This is a genomic window from Arthrobacter sp. C2 (genome assembly GCA_024207135.1).
Classification (GTDB): domain Bacteria; phylum Actinomycetota; class Actinomycetes; order Actinomycetales; family Micrococcaceae; genus Paeniglutamicibacter.
This window is the reverse complement of sequence record CP042428.1, coordinates 4,262,227-4,280,438: the sequence shown is the minus strand read 5'-3', so window position 1 is coordinate 4,280,438 and position 18,212 is coordinate 4,262,227. Positions and strand designations below refer to the sequence as shown.

The 18,212-nt window shown below is 67.4% G+C and carries 19 protein-coding genes; 2 read left to right on the top strand and 17 right to left on the bottom strand.

Annotated elements, in window-relative coordinates; genetic code table 11:
- Positions 1-19: 19 nt before the first annotated feature.
- The 3 genes from FPY90_RS19550 to FPY90_RS19540 form a co-directional block, all read right to left on the bottom strand.
- The gene (locus FPY90_RS19550) at positions 20-310 is read right to left on the bottom strand and encodes a hypothetical protein (protein WP_071215588.1); all 291 of its coding nucleotides are present in this window, start codon (positions 308-310) and stop codon (positions 20-22) included.
- An 84-nt stretch (positions 311-394) separates the two neighbouring features.
- Positions 395-688, bottom strand: coding sequence for a hypothetical protein (locus FPY90_RS19545; RefSeq protein WP_498682898.1), 294 nt, complete (start codon positions 686-688; stop codon positions 395-397).
- Between the two features lie 147 nt (positions 689-835).
- Positions 836-1,648 (bottom strand): CPBP family intramembrane glutamic endopeptidase, encoded by an 813-nt coding sequence (locus FPY90_RS19540; RefSeq protein ID WP_498682894.1) that lies wholly within the window; start codon positions 1,646-1,648, stop codon positions 836-838.
- A gap of 63 nt (positions 1,649-1,711) precedes the next feature.
- On the opposite strand from FPY90_RS19540, the gene FPY90_RS19535 reads away from it, so the two are divergent.
- Positions 1,712-2,551: a phosphotransferase family protein gene (locus FPY90_RS19535; protein WP_498682892.1), complete on the top strand. Its 840-nt coding sequence runs from the start codon at positions 1,712-1,714 to the stop codon at positions 2,549-2,551.
- Here FPY90_RS19535 and FPY90_RS19530 read toward each other — a convergent pair.
- The 11 genes from FPY90_RS19530 to FPY90_RS19480 form a co-directional block, all read right to left on the bottom strand.
- On the bottom strand, positions 2,548-3,351 hold the full coding sequence (locus FPY90_RS19530; RefSeq protein WP_071215586.1) for a DeoR/GlpR family DNA-binding transcription regulator: 804 nt from the start codon (positions 3,349-3,351) through the stop codon (positions 2,548-2,550). The two genes, FPY90_RS19535 and FPY90_RS19530, sit on opposite strands and share 4 nt — an antisense overlap.
- Positions 3,352-3,502: 151 nt before the next feature.
- On the bottom strand, positions 3,503-4,360 hold the full coding sequence (locus tag FPY90_RS19525; protein ID WP_498682890.1) for a carbohydrate ABC transporter permease: 858 nt from the start codon (positions 4,358-4,360) through the stop codon (positions 3,503-3,505).
- Between the two features lie 4 nt (positions 4,361-4,364).
- On the bottom strand, positions 4,365-5,288 hold the full coding sequence (locus tag FPY90_RS19520) for a carbohydrate ABC transporter permease (RefSeq protein WP_071215585.1): 924 nt from the start codon (positions 5,286-5,288) through the stop codon (positions 4,365-4,367).
- A gap of 115 nt (positions 5,289-5,403) precedes the next feature.
- Positions 5,404-6,669: an extracellular solute-binding protein gene (locus tag FPY90_RS19515; RefSeq protein ID WP_498682887.1), complete on the bottom strand. Its 1,266-nt coding sequence runs from the start codon at positions 6,667-6,669 to the stop codon at positions 5,404-5,406.
- 262 nt (positions 6,670-6,931) lie between these two features.
- Entirely contained in the window at positions 6,932-7,774 is an 843-nt protein-coding gene (locus FPY90_RS19510; protein ID WP_498682885.1) for a class II fructose-bisphosphate aldolase, read from the bottom strand.
- A 35-nt stretch (positions 7,775-7,809) separates the two neighbouring features.
- A complete protein-coding gene (locus FPY90_RS19505) occupies positions 7,810-8,745 on the bottom strand; it encodes a 1-phosphofructokinase family hexose kinase (RefSeq protein ID WP_498682883.1) in 936 nt (311 codons plus the stop codon).
- Entirely contained in the window at positions 8,742-9,671 is a 930-nt protein-coding gene (locus FPY90_RS19500) for an ROK family protein (RefSeq protein ID WP_498682881.1), read from the bottom strand. The genes FPY90_RS19505 and FPY90_RS19500 overlap by 4 nt, the downstream gene beginning before the upstream one ends.
- 26 nt (positions 9,672-9,697) lie before the next feature.
- On the bottom strand, positions 9,698-10,576 hold the full coding sequence (locus FPY90_RS19495) for an SIS domain-containing protein (RefSeq protein ID WP_498685627.1): 879 nt from the start codon (positions 10,574-10,576) through the stop codon (positions 9,698-9,700).
- Positions 10,577-10,969: 393 nt separating this feature from the next.
- Positions 10,970-11,467 (bottom strand): thiol peroxidase, encoded by a 498-nt coding sequence (gene tpx, locus FPY90_RS19490; protein WP_498682879.1) that lies wholly within the window; start codon positions 11,465-11,467, stop codon positions 10,970-10,972.
- A 61-nt stretch (positions 11,468-11,528) separates the two neighbouring features.
- Complete coding sequence (locus tag FPY90_RS19485; RefSeq protein WP_498682877.1) at positions 11,529-11,999, bottom strand: hypothetical protein; 471 nt, start codon at positions 11,997-11,999, stop codon at positions 11,529-11,531.
- Between the two features lie 266 nt (positions 12,000-12,265).
- Positions 12,266-13,000, bottom strand: a complete 735-nt coding sequence (locus FPY90_RS19480; RefSeq protein ID WP_498682875.1) for a TetR/AcrR family transcriptional regulator — start codon at positions 12,998-13,000, stop codon at positions 12,266-12,268.
- A gap of 104 nt (positions 13,001-13,104) precedes the next feature.
- Here FPY90_RS19480 and FPY90_RS19475 point away from each other — a divergent pair, with 104 nt between their 5' ends.
- Complete coding sequence (locus tag FPY90_RS19475; protein ID WP_498682873.1) at positions 13,105-14,325, top strand: glycosyltransferase; 1,221 nt, start codon at positions 13,105-13,107, stop codon at positions 14,323-14,325.
- A 127-nt stretch (positions 14,326-14,452) separates the two neighbouring features.
- Here the strand turns inward: FPY90_RS19475 and hutI are convergent, their stop codons facing one another.
- From hutI to FPY90_RS19460, 3 genes are read right to left on the bottom strand one after another with little or no spacing between them, the layout of a single operon-like run.
- Positions 14,453-15,658, bottom strand: a complete 1,206-nt coding sequence (gene hutI, locus FPY90_RS19470) for an imidazolonepropionase (RefSeq protein WP_498682872.1) — start codon at positions 15,656-15,658, stop codon at positions 14,453-14,455.
- Entirely contained in the window at positions 15,655-16,884 is a 1,230-nt protein-coding gene (locus FPY90_RS19465; RefSeq protein WP_498682870.1) for a formimidoylglutamate deiminase, read from the bottom strand. Before FPY90_RS19465 ends, hutI begins: the two co-directional genes overlap by 4 nt.
- Complete coding sequence (locus tag FPY90_RS19460) at positions 16,881-18,152, bottom strand: allantoate amidohydrolase (protein WP_498682869.1); 1,272 nt, start codon at positions 18,150-18,152, stop codon at positions 16,881-16,883. The genes FPY90_RS19465 and FPY90_RS19460 overlap by 4 nt, the downstream gene beginning before the upstream one ends.
- Positions 18,153-18,212: the final 60 nt, after the last annotated feature.

Here is an 18,212-nt window from a genome sequence, read left to right as displayed (position 1 = left end):
CGGCCCCCGCCTTGCTTCGTTACTGGTTGGTCCCGCCACCGGATGCGTTGCCTTCGGCGGCATTGAGCAGTTCGTCCTTCAGGATCTCGAAGTGCTTGGCAGCGACCGATCCGGCGGCCAGGAACAGGCCTCCCAAGAACAACGCCAGTTGAAGGCATGTGGTCAGCGCGCGGACAATCACTGCGCCCGGCAACATCGAGCCGTAGTACCAGCTGGCGATCGGGTCTCCCATCAGGGCGTAGGCCGCGCCCGCCACGAGCATCACAAGTCCCAGCCGGAACATGGCCTGGGAGCTCAGGGGCCCGGGCATGTGTCTCCCGCCTTTCCAAGGTCGGCGTGGGAGCCGTCGTGCGTGCGGGGATCTTCCCTCGGTGCCGGTGTCCGGGGCGGGAAATCAGCCATCGCAGGACCCTGGCCTTGGGGTTCCGCCACCACGCACCCCGGCCACGGCTTCCTCGGCGGAGCGCACCACGAAGGATCCCGCCATCAGGAACAGGCCACCAAAGAACGTGCCTTGCTGAAGCAGCGAGAAAAGCCCTCCGAGCATCGTGATTGCGGCGTTGTAGAAGCTGAACCGGGTGATCGCCCAGCCCAGCAGCGGCGTCAGGACGACGTAGAAGAGCACCCCGACGATCCCCAGGAGCAATCCCAGCCGGAACATCGTCTTCGCGCTCATGGGATTGGGCATGTCCGGCTCCTTGCTCGATGCGCCGGGCTCCTGCCGCCGGGCGTCCGGCCGGAAAGCGCGCCTTGGGCGCGGTTGCCGGCTTCCCCCGAGCCTAATGGGGTTGCCCAGGAACTCAAGCCTTTGCATCAAACGTCATCAAACCGTGGTTTACGTGCCCAGCCCAATGGCCGGGCCGAGCAACGCGTAACCGACGAACCCTGCGATGTCCAGCAAGGCGTGGGCGATCACCAGGGGCATAACCCTTCCCTTCCTGGAATACACCCAGCCAAAAACAACTCCCATGGCGACGTTGCCGATGAATGGGCCGATCCCCTGGTACAGGTGGTAGCTGCCGCGCAGCACGGCACTGGCACAGATGATCTGCCACTTGCCCCAGCCCAGGCGCCCCAGGCGCTCAAAGAGGTATCCGACGACAATGACTTCTTCCAGGATGCCGTGGCGGATCGCGGAGAAGACCAGCACCGGAACCGTCCACCAGTAGTCGTCCAGCGCCGCCGGCACGATGATGGTGGTCAGCCCCAGGGCCCGGCCGGCCGCATAAACGCCCAGGGTTCCAAGCCCCATGGCCAGAAACAATCCGGCTCCCCACCCCAGGTCGCGCAACGGCCTGGCCGCATCGAAGCCGAGCCGGGCAAAGGGATTGCCTCCCGGAATCCTCCAGAGCAGGTAGAAGACCAGCATCACCGGCACCAGGGCAAAAAAGATATCCAGCAACTGGTAGGTCAAGTCGAAGTACTGGCGCTGGTTCAGCGAGTTGTTCAACGAGGTGGTCTGCGAGCCCAGCGGTGCCCGGGTCATCTTGTCGATGAGGTTCACGATCGAGTAGATGCCCGATTGCCCCAGGGACAGCCCCAGGACAATCAGCAACTCGATCTTCAGCCCGCGGCGGGTTACGGGCTCGGGGCCGGTGCGCCCCAGGGACTCGCTGGATGCGGTGTTCTCCGACGCGTTTGGGCTCATGCCTTCGATCCTACGTGCTGGGCCTGTGTGCCCACACACCCGCTGACCTGCAAGGATGGAAGGATGAGTAGAGAAGCGCTGCCCCGTGAATACGAGCTGGCCAACGCCCTGTTCCCGGGTCCGAATTGGAAGTCCGGGCACGTCGACGAGGGAGGACAGTTCCACCTGGTGCTGGTGGCCCCCGGGGAGGCGGTGATGCGCATGAGCCGCACACCCGGCGCCGCCCGGGAGATGCAACGATGCGTGGACCTCATCGAGGCGCTCTCGGGCCGGTTCAGCTTCCTGCTGCCCACCGCCCTGAGCGAGGTGTGGGACGGCGCGGGGTTCTCCGCCGTCGTCCAGCGCTATGTCCCGGGCGCCGCGCATCCGCCGCACACCGGCGATCCGGCCGCGCTGCGCGCGGTGCTGGAGGAACTTGCCGTCGTGGACCTCGGGCCGATCGCCCACCTGCTGGCGCCGCCGTTTTCCTTCCGCGGACCATGGACCGGGCAGAAGGCCGACGCGGCGCTGGCGGCGCTGCCCGCCGATCTGGCCGGGGCCGCCCGGCGGGTCCTGGACACCATCGGGGATTTTGCATCGGTGCCCGCCTCGCTGGTCCACGGGGATCTGGCCGGGCACAACATGCGCTGGAGCGAGGGTACGCTGCGCGGAATCATCGACTGGGACCTGGCCTCCGCCTGGGATCCGGCGCTGAACACCGCCTACCTGTCCATGTGGCACGGCGCGGATGCCATCGACGCCATCGCACCGGGCCCGGATGCGGCGTGGCGCGCCCGGGTTTGGCTGGGCGCCATGGCCCTGGAAAGCGTGTACGACGCGTCGCTGGACCCCGGACGGGATCTGGCCGCGCTGGTGGAAAAGATCGGGCCGCGCCTGCTGGCCGCTGCCGAGGCTACCGGCTAAAGGCCGCCGGCCCCCGGGTCGGCAACGATGACCGGGATGCCCGCTTCCACCAGATCGCGCTTCTGCTCCTCGGTGATCCCTCCGTCGGTGATCAGCGCGCTGAAGGTCGAACGGGTCAGCGTGGCGAAGGCGCTGTGCCCGATTTTCGAGGAGTCGCAGACCAGGTAGCTGCGCCGGGCCCGGCGGATCATCAGGTCGTTGATGGATGCCTCGAACTCGTCCGAGACCGTCGGGCCGATGTGCGCCTCCAGCCCGTTGATGCCCACGAAGGCCACGTCGAGGGTGACCTTCTCCAGGGTCTGTTCGGCAAAGGGGCCCACCAGCTCGTAGGACCTGGGGTTGAGCACTCCCCCGGTGACCATGACCTTCACGTGTGTGCGCACCGCCAGCATCGAGGCGATGTTCACGGCATTGGTCACCACGGTGAAGGTGGTGCGCCCGGAGTCGTCGACCAGGTCCCGGCGCATCCCCAGCTGCGTGGCGATGGCGCTCGAGGTGGTGCCCCCGGACAGTCCCACGACCATGTCACGGGTGACCAGGGAGGCTGCGAGCACCGCGATGGCGTGCTTCTGCACCGCGGCGTCTTCCTTCTGGTAGCGCGCCGGCAGGTCGTAGGCCACGGTGTTGGACACCGCTCCCCCGTGGGTGCGCGAGAGCAGCGAGGATGCTGCCAGCGAGTCCAGGTCCCGGCGCGCGGTGGCCGGGGAGACCGCGAGCCTGCGCACGATCTCATCGACCTCGATCTTCCCGAACCGCGAAAGCAGTTCGAGGATGGTGTTGAGGCGTTCTTCGCGTTTCACCCTTGCACCCGTCTGTCGTCATGTGTCTGGTTGGAGCCGTATCCGGCCCCCTTGCGGATCCCGGGCCTTCGGTCCCCATGGCCCGGTTCCGCCGGGGCGATGCAAGGCCATGTCACAACCGAGTTGGCGTCCGGGACGCGGGCACGGAAACCTACTTTACAGCTCCGGCGGACAGTCCGCCGATCAGCCGCTTCTCAATGAGCATGAACAGCACGATCACCGGGATGATGGCCACGATCGAGACGCCGAAGACGTACTGCCAGGCCGTGGAGTACTGGCCCACGAATCTGGTCAGCGCCACCGACAGCGGCTGGTTCTCCGCGGTGGAGAGGATCACCAGCGAGGCGGCGAATTCGTTCCAGCAGGACACGAAGGTGAAGATCACCGCGGTGACGATGCCGGGCCAGACCAGCGGCAGGTTGATCCTGAACAGCACCCGCAGCTTCCCGGCCCCGTCGATCTGGGCCGCCTCGTCGATTTCCTTGGGCACCGAGGCGAAGAAGGAGTGCATGATCCACACCGCGAAGGCCAGGTTGAAGGCCGCGTTGATCAGGATCATGGCCAGCCAGGTGTCGTACAGGTTCATCGCGAGCATCTGCTTGAACAGGCCCGCGGTCAGCACCGCCGGCTGCAGCATCTGGGTGACGATCACCAGGAACATGAAGACCATCTTGCCCGGGAACTTGAAGCGCGCGGTGTAGTAGGCGGCCGGGGTGGCCACCAGCAGCACCAGCAAGGTGGCGCATAGCGAGATCACGATGGTGGAGATGAGGTTGTAGGCCACCGGGGTTTCGGGGGTGTCCCACATGGTGAGGTAGTTGGACCACTGGGCGCCCTCGCGGGGCATGTAGCTGGGCGGGATCGCCAGGATCTCGGAGCGGGTCTTGAGCGAGCCGATGAGCATCACCGCGTACGGGATCAGGAACACGGCGGCGACGCCAAGTCCGGCGATCATCCGCCAAATGACGGTCTTTTGGGAGGCGCGGTCTTCGGTAACCAGGAACGACATTGTTCTAGACCTCCTTCATGGGCTTGACGGTCTTGACGTAGATCGCGACGATGACCAGCACGATCGCGAAGTTGACCACCGAGAGCGCGGAGGAGATGTCCAGCCGGCGGTCGAATTGCAGGACCTTGAAGATGTAGGTCATCAGTGTGTCGGCGCTGTAGCCGGGGATGGCTCCGGTGATGATCTTCAGGATCGGCAGGTTGTTGAAGACGTTGATGATGTTGATCAGCACCGCGACGGCCAGGGCGCCGCGCAGTTGCGGCAGGATCACGAAGAGGTAGGTTCCCCAGCGGTTGGCGCCGTCCATGCGGGCGGCCTCTAGGGTCTCGTTGGGGATGGCCTGCAAGCCGGCGAGGATCGTGTAAGTGGTGAACGGGATCGAGACGAAGATGGCCACCACGATGGCCACGGCCATGGCCGGGACCGCGTTCTTGGTGAAGCCGAAGCCCCCGTCGAGGATGCCGATGTCGGTGAGGAATTTGTTGAAGATCCCGTAGTTGGGGTCCACCGCGTAGTAGAACACGGTGGTGGTCATGACGACCGAGGCGGCCCAGGGGACGATGACGGCCATGCGGACCAGGGTCCGGCCGGGGAAGGGCTTGTTCAGGAACTGGGCCAGCGCCAGGGAGATCAGCACCGTGAAGGCCACCACTACCACGACCCAGACCACGGTGTTCAGCAGGATGCGCGGCAGCGCGGGGTCGGCAAAGACCTTGGCGAAGTTGTCCAGGCCCACGCCCTTGAGGTCCGTTCCGACCTGCGAGATCTTTCGGGTGGAGTTGTAGATCATGTACCCGGCGGGAAACACCACGATCGCCAGGATCAGCAACAGCGCCGGGCCGATCCACGGCAACGCGGCAAGGAACGATCCCCCTTCCCGGGCGGATGAGCGCTTGGTGGTGCGCTTCGGTGCGGTGGCGACGCTCATGGGGGTTCTCCTGCGTGACGGGGTGGAAATTCTGTGGCCCGGCCATGCGACGGGGCCCACCCGTTGGTTCAGGTGGGCCCCGTCGCGTGGTTGGGTTGGCGGAAGGGCGGTGCGGCTACTTGGCCGCGTCGGCCTTGGCCTGGATTTCCTTCAGGACATCCGAGGCGGACTTGCCGGTGGCGATCTGGCCCATCAACGACTTGAAGGCGCCGTCGGTGGCGTTCCAGGCCGGGTTGGTGGTCGGGTAGAACACCGCGTTGGGCAGCATGTCCAGGAACGGCTTGAGGGTTTCGTCGCCCGCAAGCTTCTCGGAGCCCGATTTGGTCGTCGGCAAGAAGCCCTCGGTGGAGACCCAGTCGGTGTAGACATCGGCGGAGAAGAAGTAGTCCATGAACTTCTTGACCGCGCCGGCCTTGGAACCATCGTTCTTGAAGGACATCAGGCGGTCTGCAACGCCCAGGGTGGCCGGTTCGCCTGACTTGGTGGCCACCGGTGCGATGCCGTATTCAAGCTTCGGGTTCTCGGTCTTGATCTGTCCCACGGTCTGCGGCAGGCCGTAGGCGAAGCCGAGCTTGCCCTGGATGAAGGTGTTGAGCATCGGGGTGCGTTGGGTGGCGCCCGGGTCCTTCTGGGTGACGCCGTCCTTGATCATCTTCTGCATGAACTCTGCGGCCTCGACGTTGGCCGGGGTGTCGACGGCGATGTTGGTGGCGTCGCCGAAGTTCCCGCCGTTGCCGGCGAACCAGATCAGCGATTCGCCCTGGGCCTCTTCACTGCCCAGCGGCATGCCGTAGCCGTCGGACTTGGTCTTGTCGCTGATGGCCTGGGCCGCGTCGTGCAGCTCGTCCCAGGTCTTGGGAACCTCGGTGACACCCGCCTCTTCCATCAGGGCCTTGTTGTAGAACAGGGCCCGGGCCGAGGCGATCAGCGGCAGGCCGTACTGCGTGCCGTCAACCTTCTCGTTCTCTGCAAAGGACGGCTGGAAGTCGGCCACGGTTGCCTCTGAGGCGATGTCGGTGGCCGGTGCGAGCAGGCCCTCGGCGGCGAACTCGGCAAAGGCTCCGCCGTTGTAGATGTCCGGTGCCTTGTTGCCCTGGATCTTGGTCTTGAGCACGCCTTCGATGTTTTCCCACGACTGCATTTCAAGGTTGACCTTGACGTCGGTGTTGGCTGCCTCGAAATCCTTGATGACCTTTTCCCAGAGGGCCTTGGTGCCGTCGGAGTAGCTCGGGACCATCATGTCCAGGGTGGTGACGGCGCCAGGTGAGTTGGCATCGTCGTTTCCGTCGGTGTTTCCCCCGCCAAAGCCGCAAGAGGTCAGCAGCAGTGCGGCGGCGGCAGCACCGGCAACGACCGCTCCTCGGAGATTGCGCTTTTTCATTGATCCTCGTTCCATGGGGTCGATGTGATCGTTTGACATGTCACAACGACAAGAATGATGTTATGTGCTTTATTTACATTTAGAACGATCAATAAAGTACATACACCCATGATTATGGTGTGACGACGGACACGTGGTCAAGCAGATTGGGTCACAAAGCCGATACATTTCAGACGGATCACGGTTTTGCCCCGACCGGCCCTCGATTTCGGGCTCGACGGACTTCCCGGCGCCGGGAAAGGCGCCGGCGAACGGGGTCGGTCTAGATCGAATCCCCGGCAAAGAGGCGCAGCAAGCGGGCACTCTCCTTCGCCATGGCCTCGCGGCCGCGGGCCAGGTACTTGCGCGAATCCACGACGCTCGGGTTTTCCTGAAGGTATTCGCGGATGGCCCGGGTGAAGAAGCCGTTCAGGTGCGTGGAGACATTGATCTTGGTCATGCCCGCATGGATCGCGGCCACGATGTTCTCGTCGCTGACGCCGGAGGACCCGTGCAACACCAGCGGCACCTCGAGGGCCGCGCGGATGCGGGCAATCAGATCGATGTCCAGGGCGGCGGAGCGGTCAAGCATGGCATGGGAGGAACCGACCGCCACGGCCAGCGCGTCGACGCCCGTGGCCTGGACAAACGCGCGCGCCTCATCGGGGTCGGTGCGCACGCCCGGCGCATGGGCGCCATCCTTGCCGCCGACCTTTCCCAGCTCGGCCTCGACGTAGACGCCCGCCGCGTGGGCGTACGCGGCCACCCGCCGGGTGGCCGCGACGTTCTGCTCGTAGTCCAGGTGCGCGCCGTCGAACATGATCGATCCAAAGCCCAAATCGACCGCGGCCTTGGCCAGGTCCTCGGATTCGGCGTGGTCAAGGTGCACGGCGACCGGGACGCCGGCATTGCGGGCGGCGGCCAGGGATGCCAAGGCAATGGGCTCCAGGGAGCCGTGGTAGCTGACGCAGTTTTCGGAGATCTGCAGGATCACCGGGGCCTGGGCGAGCTCGGCGCCGTGGATGAGCGCCTCGGCGCTTTCCAGGTGGACGACGTTGAAGGCGCCCTGGCCGATATTGGCGGCGCGCGCGGCGTTCATGATTTCAGCGGTGTTGACCAGGGGCACGGTGGGTGCGTCCTTTCAAAGTGGGTGGGTGCGCCTTAGGGCGCCACGGAGGAGGAAAGCACCAGGGCCTGGGCCAGCTCGGGGTGGGAGGGGTGCAGTTCCCCGGCCGTGGGCATGAGCACCGCGGAGGCCGACCAGGCCGCGGCCCGCGGCAGTACCACCGTTGCGTGGTCCTCGTCCAGGTGCAGGCCCGCCGCGATGGCTGCGACCACCGCGTCCCCGGCCCCGGTGGGGTTGCCCACCAGCGGTTCGGGCAGCCGGGCGCCGTGCCACTGCCGCGGTGCATCGGCCCCGAAGTGGAAGAGCCCCTCTTCCCCGGCGCTGGCGTAGATGTGCCGGGCGCCGGCTTCCAGCAGGATCGCGGCACCGGATTGGAGCGAATCGGTGCCGGTGATTTCGGCCAGCTCATGGTGATTGGGCTTGAGCACCGTGGCTCCGGCGCGCGCGGCGGCCAGCAGCGCGGGGCCGGAGGTGTCGATGATGCTGGGGATGTTCCGGCGTGCGGCCTCGCGCACGCACCACTGGTAGAAGTCCTCATCCGCGCCCTCGGGCAGCGATCCCGAGGCGGCCAGCACGGTGGCTCCCTGGTCCAGCAGCGCGATGACCTGTGCCCGCAGGGAGTCCCACTCGTGACCGTCCAGGGCACCGCCGCGTTCGTTCAGGACCGTGGTGCGCCCGGTGCCGTGCTCGACAACGGCCATGCTGCGCCGGGTCTCGGGGGCGACGTGGACCAGCGAGTGGGCGACGCCGGCGGTTTCCAGTTCCCTGGCGAACTCCCGGCCGTTGGCGCCACCCACGGGGGCCAGGGCGATGACGGGCAGGCCCCGGGAGTGCAGCACGCGGGCCACGTTCAGGCCTTTGCCGCCGGCCCGACGGCGCGGGGCATCGACGCGGTTGGTCCCTCCGACATCCAGTGCCTTGAGGCCGTAGGTTTCATCCACGGCGGGATTCGGGGTAATGGTCAGGATCACTGGTGCACTTCCCTGGCTTCGGCTGCCTTCAGGTAGGCGCCGCGCAGGCCGGCGTCCTGGCCCAGTCGGGCCGGGACGATCAGCGGTTCGCGGTGGTAGGAGAGCTTGTCGCGCACCTTGCCGCGCAGCGGTTCAAGCAGCGCCTCGCCGGCCTGGGCAAGCCCGCCGCCGATGATCACCGCTTCCGGTGCAATCGAGGAGCAGAGCTGCGCGATGGAGAAGGCCAGGGCCTCCACGGCCTCGTCCCAGATGCGTGCGGCCACCGGGTCCCCGGCCTCCATGGCCACGAGCACCTCGCGGGCGCCTTCGACGCTCTTGCCGCTGGCCTGGGTGTAGCGCTTGGCAATGGCACCGGCCGAGCCAATGGTTTCAAGGCACCCATGGGCGCCGCAGGCGCAGTCGAGCCCGCCGGGAACCGCGGCGTGGCCCAGTTCCCCGGCGTAGCCTCCGGCCGAGACGGCGTGCCCGTCAACGAAGAGCGCCGCGGCAATCCCGGTGCCGATGACCAGCATCACCGCGTTGCGCACCTTGGCGCCCAGGTTTGCGCCTGCACCGTAGCGCAGTTCGGCCGCCCCGGCCATTGAAACGTCGTGGCCGAAGCCCACCGGCAGGGCGAAGGCCTCGGAAGCCATCTGGCGGAGCGGAGCATCGCGCCAGCCGAGGTTCGAGGAGAAGACCCCGATCCCGCTGTCCTCGTCGACGATTCCGCAGACCAGCAAGCCCACGGCCTGCGGTATGACCAGGGGCGATTGGGCCATCAGGCCGGTTCCCAGGCCGTGGAGCTGGTCGATCAGCGAGGCGGCCGGATCGGGAGTGCCGCGCCGGGTGGGGACCCGGCGGATGCCCAACAGGTTTCCCGCATCGTCGGACAGCGCCGTCTTGATGTCGGTGCCTCCAACGTCAAAGAGCAGGTATGGAGCGTTCATGGTGTGCGGCACTCCCGGTCGGTTCCCTAGGAGTCTTCGGACAGGATGACCGAGCGCGACAGGTTGCGCGGGGTGTCCGGGTTCATGCCGCGGGCGCGGGCGCGGTCCAGGGTGACCCGGTGGATGCGCGCCAGCTCGGCCAGCGGGTGCACGTCGTTGTTGATGTACAGGGCGCCGGTGCGCACCATGTCCCCGGCCAGGCCCTCGGGCTCCTCGCCCAGCATCCAGGTGACGCGGTTCGGTGCGGCGATGGCGATCGGGCCGTGGCGGTAGTCCATGGCCGGGTAGGACTCGGTCCAGCCCTGCACGGCCTCGCGCATCTTCAGCGCCGCCTCGTGGGCCAGGCCGATGGTCCAGCCGCGGCCCAGGAAGGTGAACTGCTCGGCGTCGATCAGTTCCTTCGGGGTCTCGGCCGTGACGGCGGCGCGGGCATCCGCAACCGCCGCAGTCAGGTCGACCCCTACGCTGGTGAGCAGGTATGCCAGCGCGGTGGTGGCGAAGCGGGTCTGCACGACCGACTGCTCGTCCGCGTAGGGCAGCTCGACGACGGCGTCGACCTTGGACACGATCGGGGAGGTGGTGTCGCCGATGACCGCGACGGTGCGGATCGAGCCGTCAAGCTGGCCGATCAGCTCCAGGACCTCGGAGGTGGTTCCCGAGCGGGTGATGGCCACCAGCACGTCGTAGTCGCGGGTGGCGATGAAGGCCTCGGAGGCGGCGAACGCGTCGGTGACGCCCTTGCCTGCGGATTCGCGGGCGGCGGCGTAGGCCTGGGCCATGAACCACGAGGTGCCGCAGCCGACGACCGCAACGCGCAGGCCGTCCGCGGGAAGCAGGCTCTCGGCCCTGGACTGGGCAATGGCGCGTTCCCACATCTCCGGCTGCGAGGTGAGTTCGATGTCCATGTGGTGGCCAAGCTGGCTGATGTCGCTCAAGGCTGTCTCCTTCTGTGGCCCGAGGCCCACGAATGCGCCCGGGAATGGCAAGATCTTCCCTACTATGATCGCTTATGATCGTTTGACTTGTCTACCGATCATAAAAAATCTCAACGAGTTCATTCCGTTTGGCTTACCGTGGCGGCATCTTTCGTTCGGGGAAACCGTGTATTTGGCATCCGGACCCGGAGCCCGCCACTTCCCGCAGCGCACCGTTTCCGGGCTCTGGCGGTTTCGGGAATCGCCCGGCCGACTTAAAACAGTGAAGCCCCGGCACCCGGGAATCCAAAGTGATTCCGGGTGCCGGGGCCCACCCCCAGGCTGCGGCCCAGCTGCGAGGCAGCCAAGCCGAAACAAGGATGCTTAGGACAGCGCGGCGATTGCTGCGTCGTAGTTCGGCTCGGTGGTGATTTCGGGAACCACCTCGTGGTGCAGGACCACGCCGTTCTCATCGAGGACCACGACGGCGCGGGCCAGCAGGCCGCGCAGCGGGCCGTCGGCCTGGGTCAGGCCGAATTCCGCGCCGAAGTCGGAGCGGAAGCTCGAAGCCGGAACAACGTTCTCGAGGCCTTCGGCACCGCAGAAGCGGCCCAGGGCGAACGGCAGGTCGGCCGAGGCGCACACAACGGCGGTGTTCTCCAAGCCGGCGGCCAGTTCGTTGAACTTGCGGACCGAGGAGGCGCAGACACCGGTGTCGATCGACGGGAAGACGTTGAGCACGATGCGCTTGCCGCGCAGCTCGCTGCTGTTTACGTCGCCGAGGTCGGCGCCGGTGAAAGCAAAGTCGGGAGCGGTTGCGCCAACGGCGGGCAGCTCGCCAACGGTTTGGACAGGGGTACCTTTGAGTGCAGTAATAGCCATGCTCCTTGTTTATCACGAGCGCGAGGTGCATCACTAAAAAATTCGCTGGCGGCGTCTGACATCAAGTCAGCCGCGTAATATCCGGCTCGTTGGGCAAATGCCGGTCACGGATCGCAGGGCGAGGACCCGGCCCCCATGCGATGACGGCCAACTCGTCGTCAACCAGGCCACAAATGATGCAGTATTCCCCAGCCCTGTATCGCCACAGGCCGGCCAAGGAGCCGGGGAGTCCCTTGCCCCGGGAACGGGGGTCCGCCAGGGCGGAGACCTCTTCCAGGCCAGCATCATTCGCCTCGCCGAGGGCTTGTCCGGCTTTCGCAGCCCTTGCGCAGCGCATTGCGAGAACCCAATCATCCGGGCGAAGATCACGCGTCAATTCTTCTTGGCTGACGGACAGCTCGCGACCGGCACGTATGTCTGGGGCCAACCGGGCGATGCCATGCTCGCGCCCCAGGCGGGGCAGCCCGGATTCGACGAGCTCTCGCAAGCAGAAGGCCTTCGAACGATTGGTTTGGGCGGCGAGGCGCTCCAAACGGGCTTCGGTCTCCTCGTCCAGTCGAACCGACGAAACGATGCTCCCCTACATGGAAACGATGATTGCACGTAATCAGATCAGTGATCTCTTCACTGGAAGATCCACGGAACAGGTGCTTCCGGCGGTTGGAATCTCATGGCACCTCGGCTTTCGTCATGGTGTTCCGCAGTCAGGCCGTCATCAGGATGGCGCCGCTGCGGGCCTAGAGGGCCAAGCCGCCAATCCGCCCGGCCCGGAACACCGGCAAACACTCCGGGCCCTGGTCAAGCTTGAATTTCACCGGCCCCGGGTGTTTCTTGGGGCAGCTGGCGAAGGCCCACGCCGGCCAGGTAGCCCACAATGATGCCGTTGAACATGTCGTCAGGCGTCTCGGGTTCGTTCCCTCCAGAGAATGCGCTGGCGAGCCGCGGGTAATTGCCTGACCGAACCGCTTCGGAAAGATATTCCACTCGATCGCTCGCTGCGCCGTTGGCTGCCCCCGAATTTCCGGGTTGGGACAGCTCGTTTTGCACGAATGCGGAGGTGAGCGCCGTCAGCATGGCCACGGTTTGAAGTTTGGAGGGGCCGGGCAAGTCGATCGACTCCATGGCGGTCAGGGCGCTTTCCAGGTACCGGAGGGTGCTGGGTCCCATTGACGGCCTGGTCAGCAGCAGCGCGGCCAGCCACGGGTGCCGGTGCATGATGCTCCGGCCTTGCCGGGCCAGGGCCAGCAGCTGGTCCCTCGGTGTTTCGCCGGAAGGACCAAGGTCGTATTCACCACTCACGGTGTCGACCATGAGTTCGATGAGCTCGTCATGGGATCGCAGGTACCTGTAGAGGGACGCGGGGCCGGTCCCCATGTCCCTGGCCACTCGCCGGACAGACACCGCCGCCAATCCGTCCCGGTCGGCGATGTCGATGGCCGCGGCGGCAATCTGCCCACGGGAGTGTTGCGGTTTCGGCCCGACGCCGGAACGCTCCGGCCTCCGCCAAATATCAATGGGGTCGCGAGCAGTCATTCTTGGTCCGCCTTTCCTTCGGTCACCGGCGTTGGGTCCTGCAACCATTTCACTATATCCTTGATTGCGAACACTGTTCGCAATCAATAGGAATGAGGATCCCCATGCGCGTACTCATGGTCACCCCCGGCACCCGGGGCGATGTAGCCCCGATGGCAGGACTCGGCAGCAGGCTCCAGTCCGCCGGGTTCGACGTCGCAATCGCGGCCAACGCCGCCCATGCCCCGTTGATCACCGCGGTCGGGTGCGAGCATCGCGAACTGCCCGGAGACATGAGCCGCCTGGTCAATCCTGCGGCCCCCGGAAAAAGGGCGTCGGCCACGGACCTGTTCCGATATATGCGCGAACTCGGTGAATACATGGAGCTGGCCGCGACAGGTACGGTGGCCGCAGCTGAGCGCGGTGCCGACGTGATACTGGCCAATTCGGTCGCGCCCTATGCCTACGACGTAGCCGAGGCCTTGGGCATCCCCGCCATTGGCGCACACCTGCAGCCGATCGAACCCAGCTCCGCCTACCCGCCCGTGGCATTGGGGAGCGCCCGAAGCCTGGGCCCGGTCGGAAACAAGCTGCTTGGCTCTCTGGTGTCCGCCGGCAGGGCGCCCTACGACCTCCCGAGCGCACGCGTCCGGCAGTCCCTCGGGCTGGCGAAAAAATCACGGGCCGGCAGCGAACGGCTCCGCCGAAAAACCAACCGTCCCGTACTCCACGGATTCAGTCCCACCGTGTTTCCGGCACCGTTGGACTGGCGATCAGGACTCGTGGTGACCGGATACTGGTGGCCGGAAACCGATCCAGGTTGGCGCCCGTCCACCGAGCTGCTCGAATTCCTCGCCGACGGACCGCCCCCGGTCTTCATCGGTTTTGGCAGCAGCGAGGCCATGGACGTCGAATTCATGCTCGACACGATTCGCCGCGCCGGCGTCCGAGCGGTGTTGCAGGGTGCGGAAGGCATCACCGGTCCCAATGCTCTTGGCGTCGGAGCCGTTCCCCACGAATGGTTGTTCCCGCAGATGGCGGCGGTGGTCCACCACGCCGGAGCGGGGACCACAGCGGCCGGGTTGCGCGCCGGGATCCCAACCGTCAGCGTCCCGATCTACACCGACCAGCCGTTCTGGGCCGCCCGGATCACGTCCCTCGGTGCGGGCCCCCAACCGGTCCCCTACAAACACCTCACCACCGAACGGCTGGCCACCGCCATCAAGCAGGCCACCACAACCCCGGCCTATGCCGCCAAGGCACGCCAAGTCGCCGCGGCGCTCGCTACGGAAGACGGAACTGTTCCGGTGGTTTCCGCGCTTCGCGATGCCGCTCGGCGGATGTAGTCCATCCGGGAAACGACCGCGCCGTTGGATTCCGCCGGCACCCGTTCCAACCACCACCATGGATACTGCTGGTGATCCTCCGCCCCGCCGGCAACCAAAAGCGGGGGGTTGCACCGTCAATGCGCACCTATCCCGGGAGTTTGCCCGCGACCAGCTTCCCGGCCCGGAACACCGGGCCCGAAAGGTTCATCCCCGGCCGGTAGGCCAGGTGTGCCACCGAGGGGGCGTTGAGCAGCTGGATGTCCGCGCGCTTGCCCACTTCCAGGGTGCCGACCTCATCCTGCACGCCCAGGGCGAGCGCCCCGCCGTAGGTCGCGGCGATGACCGCTTCCTCGATGCTCAGCTTCATCTGCAACACGGCCGTGGCCACGCAGAAAGACATCGAGGAGGTGTAGGAGGTGCCCGGGTTGCAGTTCGAGGCCAGCGCAATCTGCACGCCCGCGTCGATCAATTCACGTCCCGGGGCCAAAGGCTGGCGGGTCGAGAGGTCGCAGGCCGGCAGGCACGTTGCCACCGTCCCGGCGACACCGCTGCGGGTGGCAGGATCCCAGCGGCTCCAGGAACCGGCCAGTGCCGCCACATCCGCTGCATCCAGGTAGTTCACGTGGTCCACGCTGGCCGCGCCGAACTCCACCGCAAGCCGGGTGCCGGGACCGGGGCCCAGCTGGTTCCCGTGCACGCGCAATCCCAGCCCGGCATCCCGGGCGGCAGCGAGCACCTGGCGGGACTGGGCCTCGTTGAAGGCCCCGCGTTCGCAGAAGACGTCGGCGAACTGGACGTAGGGGGCCACCCGCTCGAGCATCTCCCCGCAGACCAGGTCCGTGTATTCCTGGGCGTCCATGTCGGCCGGAACCAGGTGGGCGCCCAGGAACGTCACCTTGTCCACCACGGTGGAGGCGATGCGGGCGTGCCGCGTTTCCTCCTCCACGTTGAGCCCGTACCCGGTCTTGGTCTCCAGGTAGGTGGTTCCCCCGGCCAGGGCCTCGGCGGCCCGACCCATGACCAGGCGCGTGAGGTCGTAGTCGGACGCCGCCCGCGTGGCGGCGGTGGTCACCGCGATACCGCCGGCGGCATAGTCCTGCCCGGCCATGCGGGCCACGAATTCGCGGCTGCGGTCCCCGGCGAAGACCAGGTGGCTGTGCGAGTCGACCCAGCCCGGCAGCGCGGCCCGGTATCCGGCGTCGATGACGGTGCCGGCCGCCGGGGCGTCGGACGCCCTCCCGATCCAGGCGATCTTCTCCCCGTCGATGAGGATCGCCGCGTTCTCGACGAGCGTGGCGGCGGCATCGGAGGTGAAGGCCTCGGACAGGTTGGTGATCAGCGTGGTGCTCATGAAAACTCCCGGTGGTCGGTGAAAAAGGCTGCGTAGAGGTCGGCCGGGTCCCCCAGCCTGGTGTGGATGCCGTCGCGGGCCACCAGCCGGCCGTTGATGTGGACCTCGGCGATGTCCGCGGCGGTGGCGGTCAGCGGGAGCTGGGCGGTGCGCGACCCGGCGGTGCGCACGCTGTCGGTGCGCACTTCCAGGTAGTCGTCGTTCTCCCCCAGGCCCAGCGAGCGCAGGCCTCCCTCGCGGGCGGCGGCGGAAAGCTCCGCGGGCGAGAAGCGCCCGCGCTGACCGCTGCGCAGCCGCTCGCCGTGCTCCAGGGCGCGCTGCTCCAGGTAGGGATCCAGCACCGCGTGCTGGTCGCTGCCCAGGGCGATGACCGCCCCGGCGTTTGCCAGTTCGCGGGCCGGGCCGATCCCGTCGCCCAGGTCCGCCTCGGTGCTCGGGCACATCACGATGCCGGCGCGCGCCGCTCCGAGCGCGGCGATGTCCGTCGCGGACAGGTGCGTGGCGTGCACGGCCGAGAGCCGCGCCGCCAGCAGGCCGGAGCGTTCCAGCAGCCCGGTGGGGCTCAGCCCGTAGGCCGCATGGCAGGACTCGTTCTCCGCCGGCTGCTCGGAAAGGTGCACGTGCAGCGGCAGCGCGGGATCCAGCCCGGCGGCGATCCGTTCCAGGGCCGCCGGCGGGACGGCGCGCACCGAGTGGATGGCCGCGCCCAGGGACACCAGCCCCTCGCCCGCGTCGATGCCGGCCAAGGCTGCGGCCAGCGACCCGTGGCGTTCCAGCCAGCCTTCGACATCCCCATCGGAGAAGCGTTCCTGGGTCTGGTTGAGCCCCAGCACGGTCCCGTCAGCGTCCAGCCCGCCCTGCAGGTAGCAGGTGTCCAGCAGCACCAGGCGGATCCCGGCGGCCTTCGCGGCGCGGGCCAGCGCGAGCTCCATGCCGTGCTCGGCCTCCCCCGTGTAGGGGGCGCCGTCAACGTCGTGGTGCAGGTAGTGGAATTCGCCCACGGCGCTCCATCCGGATACCGCCATCTCGGCGAACACCGCGGTGGCCAGCTGCTGGTAGCCGGCCGGGGTGAGTCCGGCGGCGGCCTCGTACATCTGCTCGCGCCAGGTCCAGAAGTTCCCGGCCCCGCCGTCGGCACCCTGGTGGGTGCGCCCGCGCAGGATCCGGTGGAAGGCGTGCGAGTGCGCGTTGACGGGGGCCGGGACCCGGATGGTTTCCCGGCTCACAGCAGGTCTTCCAAGGCGTCGGCCAGCGCCAGCACGCCCGCGGCGGCGTCGTCGTCCTCCACGTGTTCCTCCGGGGAGTGGCTGATGCCCGAGGGGTTGCGCACGTAGAGCATGCCCGAGGGGACCACGGCGGCGAGCACCCCGGCGTCGTGCCCGGCGCCGGTGGGCAGCAGCGGGGCGTCGGGCACCAGGCGGCGCACCGAGTTGGCCAGCGAGCGGGCCAACCCCGAGTCGAAGTGCACGGTGTTGGAGAAGGACTCCTCGGTCAATTGCACGCTGCAGCCCTCGAAGGCGGCCAGCTTCTGCGCCTGCCCGTGGATCTTTTCCACCAGCATCGCGGTCACGGCGTCATCCGGGTGGCGCACGTCCAGCCACATATCCACGCGGGAAGCGATCACGTTGGTGCCCCCGGGCACCGGCTCGAGCCGGCCCACGGTGGCCCGGGCGTTGTCCTGCGCCGCGGCGACCTGCCGGAGAGCGACGATGGTCTGGGCCGCGGCGATCATCGGGTCCGAGCGGTCGGCCATCAGCGTGGTTCCGGCGTGGTTGCCCTGGCCGGAGAAGGACAGCTTCCAGCGGCCGTGGCCCAGGATGGTGTCGCCCACCGCGACGGCCGGGCCGCGCCCGGCGTGATCGGTGTGTGCCTCGGAGTTCAGGCCCTTGCCCTGCTCCACGTGGAGCTCGATGAAGTCCCCGATGCGGGCCAGCGCCGCGTCGTCGCGTCCCATGCGGGCGGGATCCTGTCCGTGGGCGGAGGCCACGTCGGCGAAGGTGTTGCCGGCTTCGTCGCGCAGGTTCAGCGCGCGGGCCGGGTCGATGGCGCCGGTGAGCAGCCGCGAGCCCAGGCAGGCCACGCCGAAGCGCGAGCCTTCCTCCTCGGGGAACACCGTGATGGCCAGGGCGCGGTTGCGCACCAGGGAGCCGGCCCGCTCGCGATTGGCGAGCTCGTCGTAGGCGGCCAGCGCGCTGGCCACGCCCAGCGGGCCGTCGAATGCCCCGCCGCCGGGCACCGAATCCAGGTGCGACCCGGTGACCAATGCGCCGCGGCGCGAGGCCTCGTCCCTGGCCGATCCGGGCATGTCCCACCAGGCCCAGATGATGCCGTTGGCATCGGTGGAGACCTCCAGGGACCGGGCGGTGGCCTCGGCGATGAACCATTCGCGCAGCGTGGTTTCGGCGGCCGAATACACGGGGCGCGAGTATCCGCCGCGCTTGGCGTCGCGGCCGATGTCTTCGATTGCCGCCAGCAAGGAATTTACGGTGCTCACAGGGTGTGTCATCTCTTTCGGCTATGGCCCGGAGGCCGGGAGGGTGGTGCGGCCGGGTGT